The organism is Rhodococcus sp. SB1D, assembly GCF_048573875.1.
Classification (GTDB): Bacteria; Actinomycetota; Actinomycetes; order Mycobacteriales; family Mycobacteriaceae; genus Rhodococcus_F; species Rhodococcus_F qingshengii.
Window position 1 is genome coordinate 480,303 of record NZ_JBMAIQ010000002.1, and the last position, 11,868, is coordinate 492,170.

The following is an 11,868-nucleotide window of genomic DNA, read 5'->3' on the forward strand; positions in this document are numbered from 1 at the left end:
GGCATGACCGTCGCACGTTCGCTGTTGCTGTTCGTACTCGCCGCGCTGCTCGAAATCGGGGGCGCGTGGTTGGTGTGGCAGGGAATTCGCGAGCACAAGGGATGGATCTGGGTGGGGCTCGGCGTCATCTCGCTCGGCCTCTACGGTCTGGTCGCCACCATGCAACCCGATGCGAACTTCGGGCGCATCCTCGCCGCGTACGGCGGGATCTTCGTCGCAGGTTCACTGCTGTGGGCGGTGGTGATGGACGGATTCCGCCCGGATCGTTTCGACATCGCCGGTGCGCTGATCTGTCTGGTCGGCGTCGGGGTGATCATGTACGCCCGGTAGGCCTTCGGCCCCGTGCGCGCTCAGGGAGTCCAGGGGGTCCCTAAGCGCGCACAGGGGCTTGCCCCTGCTACCAGATCTTCACACGCTTCTCCGGCTCCAAATACAGTGCGTCACCGGGCTTGACGTCGAACTCCTCGTGGAACGTGTCGAGGTTGCGGACGACGCCGTTGCACCGGAACTCCGGCGGCGAGTGCGGGTCGACGGCCAGACGGCGAAGCGCTTCGGCCTCACGGGCCTTCGTGCGCCATACCTGCGCCCACCCGAAGAACACGCGCTGCAAGCCGGTGAGTCCGTCGATGACCGGAGGTTCGGTACCTTCGGTCGCGATCTTGTACGCCGCGATCGCGATCGACAGCCCGCCGAGGTCGCCGATGTTCTCGCCGATCGTGAACTCGCCGTTGACGTGGTGGCCCGGCAGTTCCTTGGGCTCGAACTCGTTGTACTGCTCGATGAGAGCCTTTGTGCGCTTGCCGAATTCGCTGCGGTCCTCGTCGGTCCACCAGTCGACCATGTTGCCGTCGCCGTCGTACTTGGCGCCCTGATCGTCGAACCCGTGACCGATCTCGTGGCCGATGACGGCGCCGATGCCGCCGTAGTTGGCAGCGTCGTCGGCTGCCGCGTCGAAGAACGGCGGCTGGAGAATGGCTGCGGGGAACACGATTTCGTTCATGCCCGGGTTGTAGTAGGCGTTGACGGTCTGCGGCGTCATGAACCACTCGTCACGGTCGACGGGGCCGCCCAGCTTGGCCAGGTCACGGTCGTACTCGGCGGCGTATCCGCGACGGTAGTTGCCCACCAGGTCGGTTGCCGAGATCTCGAGTCCGGCGTAGTCGCGCCACTTGTCGGGGTAACCGATCTTCGGGGTGAACTTCTCGAGCTTGGCCAATGCAGCCTCACGAGTCTGCGGGCTCATCCACTCGAGGTCGGAGATGTTGCGGCGGTACGCCTCCTGCAGGTTTGCGACCAGTTCCAGCATGCGGGTCTTCGCCTCTGCGGGGAAGTGTCGATCGACGTAGAGCTTGCCGACGGCCTCGCCGAGCAGATCCTGGACCAGGCTTACCCCGCGCTTCCAGCGCTCACGGTTCTCTTCGGTCCCGGACAGTGTGGTGCCGTAGAAAGCGAAAGTCTCGTCGACCAGGGCCGAATGCAGGTAAGGGGAGCGGGCATGAAGCACCTTCCACGCCGCCCATGCCTTCCAGTCGTCCAGTGACTCCGACGCCCAGAGTGCGGTGAAGGTGTGCAGGAAATCGGGCTGGCGGACCACGATCTCGGCGAACTTCTCCGAATCGGCGCCGAGACCGGACAGCCATGCCGCCCAGTCCAAACCGGGGTTCTGTTCGGTCAGTTCCTCGAAGCCCACCAGGTTGTAACTCAGATCTGCGTCACGACGCTTGACGACGTCCCAGTGCCCGGCCGCGATCTTCTTCTCGAGTTCGAACACACGCTGGGCGTCGTACCCGACGCCGGCCAGGGTGAACATCTTGTCGATGTGCGCGACGTACTTCTCGCGGATCTCCGCGTAGTTGTCCTCGCGGTAGTACGACTCGTCGGGGAGGCTGATTCCCGACTGGCTGAAGTGGATCAGGTACCGCTCGGAGTTCTTGGCATCGGTGTCGACGTAATGCGAGATGGCACCGCCGACGCCGACGCGCTGGTGGCGTCCGATCACGGTGGCCAGCGACGACCGGTCCGGCGCATCGGCGACGGCGTCGAGCTCGTCGTCGATGGGGCCGAGGCCTGCGGCCTCCACGGCGTCGGCGTCCATGAAGCTCGAGTACAGGTCGCCGATGCGCTGTGCATCGGTACCGGCGGCCGAGTTGGACTCCGCGGCTTCGGTGATGATGGTCTGTACGTCTTCTTCGGCCTTGTCGTAGAGCGTCCGGAAGGCCCCGTCGACTGCGCGGTCTGCCGGAATCTCGTATTCGGCGAGCCATTTTCCGTTGACGTGGACGAACAGATCGTCCTGCGCCCGTGTGTCGCCGTCGAGGTGGGTGAGGTCGATGCCTGAGCGATGAGCCGTGGTCATTTCTCCATCCTTACACGATCATGACGAACTGCTCGGTGTGTGCGCGATCGCTCCACGCCGAGTTCATCTCTTGTGCTGGGCAACGTCGGTATGGCATGGCACGATCGAATACGTGACCAGCAGACCTGCCGCAGATCCGCACCTGCAGGACCTCGCGCGACTACGACGTGTGCGAGACCGTATCGACCGGGAGTACGCGCGGCCTCTGGACGTGGAGGCGCTCGCGCGGGGAGTGAACATGTCTGCGGGGCATCTCAGTCGCCAATTCCGTCAGGCATACGGAGAACCGCCGTACGCCTACCTGATGACCAGGCGAATCGAGCGAGCGATGGCGTTACTGCGGCGCGGAGACCTCAGTGTCACGGACGTCTGCTTCGAGGTCGGTTGCAGCTCTCTCGGCACTTTCAGCAGCAAGTTCACCGAATTGGTGGGGGTTCCGCCCAGTGTCTATCGGCGCGAGGCCGAGCAGTCGACAGCAGGAATGCCGTCCTGCGTGTCCAAACAAGTCACCAGACCGATCAGGAATCGAGAAGCGCAGACCGCGCAGCCGCAATTAACGTGATCGCCATGGACATCACCATTCACTCGAGTTTCCTTCCGCAGGACGACCCTGAAGCCGCCCTGAACTTCTATCGCGACACGCTCGGCTTCGAGGTTCGCAACGACGTCGGCTACGACGGGATGCGTTGGATCACGGTGGGGCCGCCCGGCCAGCCCGGCACCTCCGTCGTGCTGCATCCGCCGGCCGTCGATCCCGGAATCACCGACGAGGAGCGCCGCACCATCATCGAGATGATGGCCAAGGGCACCTACGGCGGACTTCTCCTGGCCACCAAAGATCTGGACGACACGTTCGAGCGGCTTCAGGCCGGCGACATCGACGTCGTCCAGGAACCGACCGAGCAGCCGTACGGCGTTCGCGATTGCGCCGTCCGGGACCCAGCGGGAAACCTGATCCGTATTCAAGAACTGCGCTGAGCCCGTCAACTGCGCTGAGACCGTCGGCGATCGACTGACAGATGGAGACACGATGACTGCCTTGCACACCGCAGACAGCCACGATTTGATCCGCGTGCAAGGCGCGCGGGTGAACAACCTCGAAGACATCAGTGTCGAGATCCCGAAGCGGAGGCTGACGGTATTCACCGGCGTCTCCGGTTCGGGGAAGAGTTCGCTGGTGTTCAGTACGATCGCCGCGGAATCGCAGCGGATGATCAACGAGACCTACAGCGCTTTCGTTCAAGGATTCATGCCGACGCTCGCGCGGCCGGACGTCGATGTTCTCGACGGCCTGACCACCGCGATCATCGTCGATCAGCAGCGGATGGGAGTCGACCCGCGCTCGACCGTCGGAACCGCCACCGACGCCAACGCGATGCTCCGCATCCTGTTCAGCCGTCTCGGAAAGCCTCACATCGGTTCGCCTCAGGCGTTTTCGTTCAACGTGGCCTCGATCTCCGGAGCAGGCGCGGTCACGATGGAACGCGGCGGACGTCAGACGAAAGAGCGTCGCAGCTTCAAGATCACCGGCGGCATGTGTCCGCGGTGTGAGGGACGAGGGGCGGTCAACGATTTCGATCTGACCGCGTTGTACGACGACACCAAGTCGCTCAACGAGAGTGCGATCACGGTCCCCGGCTACAGCATGGAGGGTTGGTACGGCCGGATCTACCGCGGCTGCGGTTTCTTCGATCCCGACAAGCCGATCAAGAAGTACACCAAGAAGGAACTGAACGATCTGCTCTACAAAGAGCCGACCAAGATCAAGGTCGAAGGCATCAACCTGACGTACACGGGTCTGATTCCGCAGATTCAGAAGTCGTTCCTGGCCAAAGACGTCGACGCGATGCAGCCCCACATCAGGGCTTTCGTCGAGCGGGCGATCACCTTCACCACCTGCCCCGAATGCGACGGCACGCGACTGAGTGAGGGGGCGCGGTCGTCGAAGATCAAGGGCGTCAACATCGCCGACGCCTGCTCGATGCAGATCAGCGATCTCGCGGAATGGGTCAGCGGACTGAAGGAGCCTTCGGTCGCGCCGTTGCTCACGACGCTCGGTGAAACGCTCGACTCGTTCGTGGAGATCGGACTCGGCTACCTCAGTCTCGATCGGCCGTCGGGAACCCTCTCCGGCGGTGAAGCTCAGCGCACCAAGATGATTCGTCACCTGGGTTCCTCGCTCACCGACATCACGTATGTTTTCGACGAGCCCACTACCGGCCTGCATCCGCACGACATCGCGAGGATGAACGACCTACTGCTGCGCCTGCGCGACAAGGGCAACACCGTGCTCGTGGTCGAGCACAAGCCGGAGACGATCGTGATCGCCGACCACATCGTCGACCTCGGTCCGGGTGCGGGTAGCGCCGGCGGAAACGTCTGCTTCGAGGGCACCGTCGACGGTTTGCGTGCCAGCGACACCGTCACCGGCCGTCACTTCGACGACCGGGCCGCAATCAAAGAGACCGTGCGGGAGTCCACCGGAGCAATCGAGATTCGTGGAGCGAACGCACACAACCTGCAGGACGTCGACGTCGACGTACCGCTCGGCGTCCTGGTCGTGGTCACCGGTGTGGCAGGGTCGGGCAAGAGTTCGCTGATCCACGGCTCGCTCGCGAAACGCGAAGACGTGGTGTCGGTCGATCAGAGTGCGATCCGTGGCTCGCGCCGGAGCAACCCGGCAACGTACACCGGGCTGCTCGACCCGATCCGCAAGGCATTCGCGAAGGCCAACGGCGTGAAGCCGGCGCTGTTCAGTGCCAACTCCGAGGGCGCCTGCCCGACGTGCAACGGCAACGGCGTCATCTACAGCGACCTGGCGATGATGGCCGGAGTTGCCACTCTCTGCGAGGAGTGCGAGGGCAAGCGCTTCCAAGCCGAGGTGCTCGAATACAAATTCGGTGGCAAGGACATCAACGAGGTTCTCACGATGTCAGTGGCCGAGGCCGAGGAGTTCTTCGGCGACGGCGAGGCGAAGACCCTCGCTGCGCACAAGATCCTCGTTCGACTGGTCGACGTGGGGCTCGGCTACCTCACGATCGGCCAGCCACTGACGACGCTGTCGGGCGGTGAGCGCCAGCGAATCAAGCTGGCAACTCACCTGGGCGAGAAGGGCGGCGTGTACGTCCTCGACGAGCCGACCACCGGACTGCACCTGGCCGACGTCGAGCAGTTGCTCGGCCTGCTCGATCGACTGGTCGATTCCGGTAAGTCAGTCATCGTGATCGAGCACCACCAAGCGGTGATGGCACACGCAGACTGGATCATCGACCTCGGCCCTGGTGCCGGTCACGACGGCGGTCGGATCGTCTTCGAGGGCACTCCCGAGGAGCTCGTCGCCGACGGCTCCACACTCACCGGAAAGCACCTCGCGGCATACGTCGGCAGCTGACCGGGCTCCTACCTCAGGCGTCGATACCCAGGTTGATGACGGCGAGGTAGGACCCGTCCGACTGCTTTTCGACGGTCATGAGGCCGGTGTCGTCGTAGATGCCGTCACTGGCGTTGTTCGTGTTGTTCTCACGACCGGTGTGCTCGCTGTACGGGGACTGCGAGTACACCTCGTCGAGAAGGGTCTCGTCGAAGAAGGTCTGCGACGTGAGGACCGTCTTCTTGTCGATGTGAACCTTGACGTGGATGTGGGTGGTGCGGCCCATGTACCAGCCGGGAAAGATCGTGGTGAACTGCGCGATGCCGTTTGCATCGGTGGTCTGGGCGCCGCGCAGGTAGGTGCCGTCGTCGGTGGTGGTGGCTTCGGTGTCGCCGACGCTGTACGAACCGTCGGAGGTCTCACCGGACCCTCCCATGCCGCCGCCCATTCCGCCGGGGGCGCCTGACGGTGGTTCGCCCATTCCGCCTCCGGGTGCACCTGACGGAGGTTCACCCATCCCGCCGGCCGGGGGAGTTCCGCCACCGCCGCCGCCGTTGGCGCTCAGCGAACCGGATTCGAAGCCGGAGTACACGCCGCCGGCGTCGCAGTGCCAGATCTCGACGACGGCGTTACCGACCGCGCCGATGCTGCCGTCGACGTTGCACTGGCTGTTGTCCTGCACGCGCATCGCAACCTGCAGCGTGGTGCCCGGACGGTCCTCGCGGATGTCGCCGCGAATGGAGTCGACGTCGAACCAGTAGGGACCCTGCGTCTCTTCCTTGCTCATGACACACTGCGGTGCTTTGGCCAGAAGTGCGGTGACAGCGTCGCCGGACGTGGCCGCGGCGGAAGTGCCGGAAGTGGTTGTCGTCGACGCAGCCGCAGCCGAAGTCGTCGTGGCGGTGCCACTGTTGCCGGAGCACGCTGCGATGAGCCCGCCGAGACTGATGGTTCCGCCGAGGGCGAGAGCCCGCCGACGGCTCACGCGCAGCCTGCTCGCTTCGATGTCTTTGTTCACGCCGCTGTACCTCCATTGTGTGGGCTGTTGTCTCAATGGTGGACGGGCGACCTGGTGCGGAACTGGTTATCCGCTGTGAACTTGCTGGGAGAGCATCTGAATGCTCGAAGTGGCCCGCACATAGACCTGTCCGCCGGCGTCGACGATGCGAGTTTCGATCAGCGCGAGCCTGCGCCCGGCACGAATCACGGAGGCCTCGGCGCGCAAGACCGGCCCGCCGATGTCGGGTGAGCGCAGGAAGTCGATCTTGTGGTCGAGGACGCGATAGTCCTGGTCGACGCGGGTCAGGGTCTGGGCAGACAGGCCAGTGATGGCGTCGACTGCCGAGATGAGGACACCGCCCTGAACGGCGCCCAACGGGTTGGCCATCCAGGCCACGGGTGCGAACTCACCGACGACGGAACCCGGGGTCACGTCGACGACAGCAAGATCGAGGAGACCGGCGAGTGGACCGCGTTCGAGTTTGCCGTCGCGGATTCCTTCGACGACGTCGGACCCGGACAACCCGCTCAGGTTGCTTGTCTTCTCCGGCGTCGGGACGGGCAGCGGCTCGCCCTCCACGTAGTCGTCGATTCCCACGACGGGGGGACGCGAGACCACCATGGCGCGACCGGCCATCACTGCCAGAAGGGTGCCGTTCTCGTCGCGAAGTTGCCCGGATGCGAGTCCGACGCCGTCGTCGAGATGCACGAGTGTTCCGGTGGCACCGACGTCCGCGACGTCGGGGATGTCGGCGCCCGCACTGACCGTGACCTGCGCGAGCACGGACTGATGGCCCGAGGTCAGTCCCGAGTACACCGCGCCACCCATGGCACCGTCGATCATGACTCCGATGGAACCGAGCACGGTCTTGCCACGGTGATCGTGGAATCGCTCGCCGACGGCCTGCGCGAAGGCCAGGTCCCCGGGCTCGACCGAAACGGCGCGCACACCCATCAATGTGTTGAGTGGGTCAAGCTTCTTGACGGGCGCGGCGGAGTTGTCGATGCTCATCTGTCGAGTATCTCCAGCGCGCCGAGTCCTGCCGAGACCGGGTCTCAACCACCGATACGTGAATGCATCTCCCAGACGAGGACTTCGGCCCCGGCGTCGGAGGTCAGCTGCTGGCCACCCGAATCGCTCAACCGGACAGCATCGCCTTCGTACAGTGTGCCGACGCCCTCCATCTCGGCAGTGCCCTGCGCGACGAAGACGTGCAGGAACCGTGCGCCCGGAAGATTCACGGAGGTGCCCGGCAGAATGCGTGCGACATGCATGGCGGCGTTCTTGTTGTTGATGCGAATCGCCGAATGATCCTTGTAGCGCTCCATCCCGGAGGCAACCGGGATCAGACCGCCGCGCAGCAGTTCGTCGTCGATCTCGAGCTGTTCGTAACCGGGGGTCAGTCCACCTTCGTCCGGTACCACCCACATCTGAATGAAATGCACGGGGTCGGAATGCTGTTCGCCGCCGATACGCCACGAATCGTTCTTCTCACTGTGCATGATTCCGGTACCGGCGCTCATGCGCTGGGCGAGTCCCGGATAGATGACGCCGGTGTGGCCGATGGAATCCTGGTGCACGAGCGAACCGCGAAGCACCCAGGTCACGATTTCCATGTCCTTGTGCGGATGGGTGTCGAAACCGGTTCCCGCCAGTACGGTGTCGTCGTTGTTGACGAGCAGCAATCCGTGATGAGTGTTGTCCGGATCGTAGTGCTGTCCGAACGAGAACGAATGTTTCGAATCCAGCCAGGAGACGCGGGATTTCAAGCGATCGCCGGAGCGGTGCACATCGATGTGCGGTGTCGTCCGTGGGGCCTGTGCTCGACCAGATGCCATGGCTCCTCCTTCTGTACCACCGGGATCCACCACAATCGGGATCCGCCACTACCGGCATCCACCCTACGACGAACCTGCTGTGTAGTCCGAACATTGGGCGTACTCGGTGGTGTCGTCAGTTCGTCGACGCGTGCATCTCCCACACGAGTATCTCCGCATCGCCGATTCCCTCGACTCGTTGACCGCCAGTATCCTTGAGTCGCAACGAATCTCCCGGACCGAGCAATCCGACTCCCTCGACGTCGACAGTGCCCCCGGCGATGAAGCCGTGCACGTACGGCGCATCCGGGAGAGATACCGACCCACCGGTCTCGAGGCGAGCAACATGCAGTGCCGCATGTTTGTTGTGCAAGCTGATCGCGCTGTGGTCGCGATGCGCGGGCATCCCCGACGCCAGGGTGATCAGGCCACCGCCGTCGAGTTCGGAGTTGATGTCGAGTTCCTGATAGCTCGGAGTCACTCCGGATTCGTCCGGGGGTATCCACATCTGGACGAGGTGAACGGGCTCGGTGACACGTGAGCCGTCGGCCCGGAAGCGATCGTTGCGCTCGGAGTGCAGGATTCCGGTACCGGCGCTCATTCTCTGCGCGAGTCCGCGATGGATGACCCCGGAGTGCCCAGCGGAATCCTGGTGAACCAGAGATCCGCTGAGCACCCACGTCACGATCTCGGTGTCGCGGTGCTGATGAGTGTCGAAACCGTAGTCGGCTTCGATGATGTCGTCGTTGTTCACCAACAGAAGTCCGTGCGCGTACGCGGCGTGATCGAAGTTTCCAGCGAAGGGGAAACTGTGACGCGCCGTGAGCCAGCCGTAGTTGAGATGCGCACGTTCGTCAGCTCGCTGGACGACTACCGACGACATGTCAGCTCAGCGTCTCGTGTGCCGCCGGGATGGATCCCAGGCGTCCGGCCTGGAAGTCCTCGAAGGCCTGCATGACCTCGGACTTGGTGTTCATGACGAACGGCCCGGCCATTGCGATGGGCTCACGAATCGGTTTGCCGCCGAGGATGAATACCTCGAGAGATTCGGTCCGTGAATCCTGGCGATCGGAAGCGGCGACGGTGATGGAGTCACCGCGTCCGAAGACAGCTGTCTGTCCGACACGAATGGGCCGACGCTCGGCTCCGACCGTTCCTTCGCCGGCGAGCACGTAGACGATGGCGTTGAACTCGGGGTTCCAGGGCAGAGTCAGGCTCGCACCGGGGGCAATAGTGGTGTGGGAGAGCGCGATGGGTGTGTACGTCGATCCGGGTCCGGCGTGGCCGGCGATGTCTCCGGCGATGACGCGTACCAAGGCTCCGCCGTCCGGCGAGGAAAGCAGGGCCACCTTGTTACCGGTGATGTCCTGGTACCGCGGAGATGCCATCTTGTTGTCGCGAGGCAGGTTGACCCACAGTTGGACGCCGTGGAAAAGGCCGCCGCTGAGGACGAGGTGCTCCGGCGGAGTTTCGATGTGGAGGATGCCGCCACCCGCGGTCATCCACTGGGTGTCGCCGCCGCCGATAATGCCACCGCCACCGTTGGAGTCCTGGTGCTCCATGATGCCGTCGATCATGTAGGTCACGGTTTCGAAGCCGCGGTGCGGGTGCCACGGTGTGCCTTTGGGTTCGCCGGGTGCGTAGTTGACCTCGCCCATCTGGTCCATGTGGATGAAGGGATCGAGGGCGGAGAGGTCGATGCCGGCGAAGGCGCGGTGAACGGGAAAGCCTTCACCTTCGTATCCGACCGGTGCGGTGGTGATGCTCTTGACGGGGCGGTCGACTGCTGACTCTGCCGGCTCGTCGAGACGGGGCAGGGCCAAGATGTTCTCGACTGTCACAGCAGGCATGTCGTACTCCTTGTATCCGTGAAGCTGATGTCAGGTAGTTGATTGTTCAACTATCTCATTCGGAGTCAACAAAGTCGAGCCCCGGGTATTCCCGGGGCCCGACTGGTGTTCGGATCAGCCTGTCGTCTGGATCAGCGCAACATGCTGCCTAGGGTCTTTGCAGCTGCCATGACCTCGGCGCCCAGCGCTGCTTGGTCCTCGGAGTCGAAGACGGAAATTCCGAGGCTGGAGATGGCGTCGCGGCGTCTGCCGGGAATCACTGCCGATATCCCCAGGACGGACGGGATGACTTCGCCGACGGTCACTGCGTAGCCGCGTGCGCGTGCAGCCGTCACTTCCTCTCGTTCCCCACTCGTCGGCGGGAGTGAGGCAAGGATGGAAAGCCCGGCGGAGCCGCGGTCGATCGGATCAACCTGCCCTGGGTGGAACGCGACGTGGACTTTGGCGCTGCGCGGTTCGACCACCATCAGGGCGCGCACTTCGGTGTCGCTCTCGCGGACCACCAGGTGTGCGGTCGCCTCGGTGGCCTCGGCGAGTTCTTGAAGAATCGGGCGAGCGAGGGTGCGCAAATCTTGTTCCACCGGTTCGGCGAGGGTGACCAGCCCGGCGCCGAGAGTGACGCGCTTGAAGGAGTCCTTGCGGCACAGGTGATGAGCCTCGAGTGTGCGGATCAATCGATGTGCGACGGTTCGGTGGACTCCCACGCCGTCGGCGATGTCGGTGACCGACAAGCCGTGCGGATAGGACGTCAGGAGTTCCAGGATCTCGAGTCCGTGGTGCAGCGTTTTCGACATGCTCGAGTCCACTTGAACTGCACTTTTGCGCGGTCGGTGTTCCTCGCTCAGCTCTGACATCAAATCCCTTTCTTGACGTTTGTGAGGTATGCCACCTACGCTTTGAACATATCGCACAGTGTGTGCGATTATCGCACACTTTACGAAGCTGCACAACCTTCGGGTGGATGCAGCGCAGCGTGTTCGGAGAGAACCTTCATGAGCAACTACCGCGTCGTGGCAACGGAGGACGTTGTCGCAATCCATCAGCTGTACGGCTACCAGAGTCATTGCATAGACTCTGGGCGCCAGCAGGATTGGGCGCAGACATTCACCGAAGGCGGTGAGTTTCATTCCCCCAGTTATCCGGAACCCGTGGTCGGTTTCGACGACCTTGCGGCTTTTGCTGCTCGCTTCTACGCTGCGGCGGAAGCTGCCGACGAGGTGCATCGTCACGTTCTGACCAATGTCGTCGTCGAGGCGGTGGACGAGAGTGCTCTGGCAGTGCGCGGGTACCTGCAGATCTTTGCCACCGCTCGCGGCGGCGAGTCGCGACTGGTGCGGATGACGACTGTCGCTGATCGTGTGGTTCGGGTCGGTGAGGAGTGGAAGATCGCCCGCCGCACCGTCTCCCGTGACGACGCGCCCCGAGCGTCCGAACATGCGTGAAGTACCGAAATGTTTCTTGCACAACAATATTCA

Annotated in this window: 12 protein-coding genes; 5 read left to right on the forward strand and 7 right to left on the reverse strand. The window is 63.5% G+C overall.

The annotated features are described in order from the left end of the window. Positions 1–3 precede the first annotated feature (3 nt). Positions 4–330 carry a YnfA family protein gene (locus ACN50D_RS07815; RefSeq protein ID WP_003940244.1) on the forward strand — a complete coding sequence of 109 codons (327 nt, stop codon included), beginning with the start codon at positions 4–6 and terminating at the stop codon, positions 328–330. Positions 331–397: 67 nt separating this feature from the next. Here the strand turns inward: ACN50D_RS07815 and ACN50D_RS07820 are convergent, their stop codons facing one another. Beyond that, positions 398–2,356 (reverse strand): M13 family metallopeptidase, encoded by a 1,959-nt coding sequence (locus ACN50D_RS07820; RefSeq protein ID WP_058037706.1) that lies wholly within the window; start codon positions 2,354–2,356, stop codon positions 398–400. A gap of 112 nt (positions 2,357–2,468) precedes the next feature. On the opposite strand from ACN50D_RS07820, the gene ACN50D_RS07825 reads away from it, so the two are divergent. From ACN50D_RS07825 to ACN50D_RS07835, 3 genes are read left to right on the forward strand one after another with little or no spacing between them, the layout of a single operon-like run. Beyond that, positions 2,469–2,918, forward strand: coding sequence for a helix-turn-helix transcriptional regulator (locus ACN50D_RS07825; RefSeq protein WP_030535180.1), 450 nt, complete (start codon positions 2,469–2,471; stop codon positions 2,916–2,918). A gap of 5 nt (positions 2,919–2,923) precedes the next feature. Beyond that, positions 2,924–3,334, forward strand: a complete 411-nt coding sequence (locus ACN50D_RS07830) for a VOC family protein (RefSeq protein ID WP_211920856.1) — start codon at positions 2,924–2,926, stop codon at positions 3,332–3,334. 52 nt (positions 3,335–3,386) lie between these two features. Then, entirely contained in the window at positions 3,387–5,747 is a 2,361-nt protein-coding gene (locus ACN50D_RS07835; RefSeq protein ID WP_063315807.1) for an ATP-binding cassette domain-containing protein, read from the forward strand. A 13-nt stretch (positions 5,748–5,760) separates the two neighbouring features. Here ACN50D_RS07835 and ACN50D_RS07840 read toward each other — a convergent pair whose 3' ends face one another. From ACN50D_RS07840 to ACN50D_RS07865, 6 genes are all read right to left on the reverse strand, one after another. Then, positions 5,761–6,744, reverse strand: coding sequence for an intradiol ring-cleavage dioxygenase (locus ACN50D_RS07840; RefSeq protein ID WP_063315808.1), 984 nt, complete (start codon positions 6,742–6,744; stop codon positions 5,761–5,763). 66 nt (positions 6,745–6,810) lie between these two features. Continuing rightward, positions 6,811–7,737, reverse strand: a complete 927-nt coding sequence (locus tag ACN50D_RS07845) for a PaaI family thioesterase (RefSeq protein ID WP_054827906.1) — start codon at positions 7,735–7,737, stop codon at positions 6,811–6,813. 44 nt (positions 7,738–7,781) lie between these two features. Next, complete coding sequence (locus tag ACN50D_RS07850) at positions 7,782–8,564, reverse strand: pirin family protein (protein WP_003940511.1); 783 nt, start codon at positions 8,562–8,564, stop codon at positions 7,782–7,784. Positions 8,565–8,679: 115 nt separating this feature from the next. Next, the gene (locus ACN50D_RS07855; protein ID WP_003939960.1) at positions 8,680–9,426 is read right to left on the reverse strand and encodes a pirin family protein; all 747 of its coding nucleotides are present in this window, start codon (positions 9,424–9,426) and stop codon (positions 8,680–8,682) included. Position 9,427: 1 nt separating this feature from the next. Further along, a complete protein-coding gene (locus ACN50D_RS07860) occupies positions 9,428–10,393 on the reverse strand; it encodes a pirin family protein (RefSeq protein WP_211920854.1) in 966 nt (321 codons plus the stop codon). A 131-nt stretch (positions 10,394–10,524) separates the two neighbouring features. Next, positions 10,525–11,247, reverse strand: a complete 723-nt coding sequence (locus ACN50D_RS07865) for an IclR family transcriptional regulator (RefSeq protein ID WP_003939719.1) — start codon at positions 11,245–11,247, stop codon at positions 10,525–10,527. Between the two features lie 138 nt (positions 11,248–11,385). Here ACN50D_RS07865 and ACN50D_RS07870 point away from each other — a divergent pair, with 138 nt between their 5' ends. After that, complete coding sequence (locus ACN50D_RS07870) at positions 11,386–11,835, forward strand: nuclear transport factor 2 family protein (RefSeq protein ID WP_003940054.1); 450 nt, start codon at positions 11,386–11,388, stop codon at positions 11,833–11,835. Positions 11,836–11,868: the final 33 nt, after the last annotated feature.

Bases quoted from the DNA above. Each gene is read 5' to 3' on its own strand.
- ACN50D_RS07815 (WP_003940244.1), top strand. From the start codon at position 4: ATGACCGTCGCACGTTCGCTGTTGCTGTTCGTACTCGCCGCGCTGCTC.
- ACN50D_RS07820 (WP_058037706.1), bottom strand. From the start codon at position 2,356: ATGACCACGGCTCATCGCTCAGGCATCGACCTCACCCACCTCGACGGC.
- ACN50D_RS07830 (WP_211920856.1), top strand. From the start codon at position 2,924: ATGGACATCACCATTCACTCGAGTTTCCTTCCGCAGGACGACCCTGAA.
- ACN50D_RS07835 (WP_063315807.1), top strand. From the start codon at position 3,387: ATGACTGCCTTGCACACCGCAGACAGCCACGATTTGATCCGCGTGCAA.
- ACN50D_RS07845 (WP_054827906.1), bottom strand. From the start codon at position 7,737: ATGAGCATCGACAACTCCGCCGCGCCCGTCAAGAAGCTTGACCCACTC.
- ACN50D_RS07850 (WP_003940511.1), bottom strand. From the start codon at position 8,564: ATGGCATCTGGTCGAGCACAGGCCCCACGGACGACACCGCACATCGAT.
- ACN50D_RS07855 (WP_003939960.1), bottom strand. From the start codon at position 9,426: ATGTCGTCGGTAGTCGTCCAGCGAGCTGACGAACGTGCGCATCTCAAC.
- ACN50D_RS07860 (WP_211920854.1), bottom strand. From the start codon at position 10,393: ATGCCTGCTGTGACAGTCGAGAACATCTTGGCCCTGCCCCGTCTCGAC.
- ACN50D_RS07865 (WP_003939719.1), bottom strand. From the start codon at position 11,247: ATGTCAGAGCTGAGCGAGGAACACCGACCGCGCAAAAGTGCAGTTCAA.
- ACN50D_RS07870 (WP_003940054.1), top strand. From the start codon at position 11,386: ATGAGCAACTACCGCGTCGTGGCAACGGAGGACGTTGTCGCAATCCAT.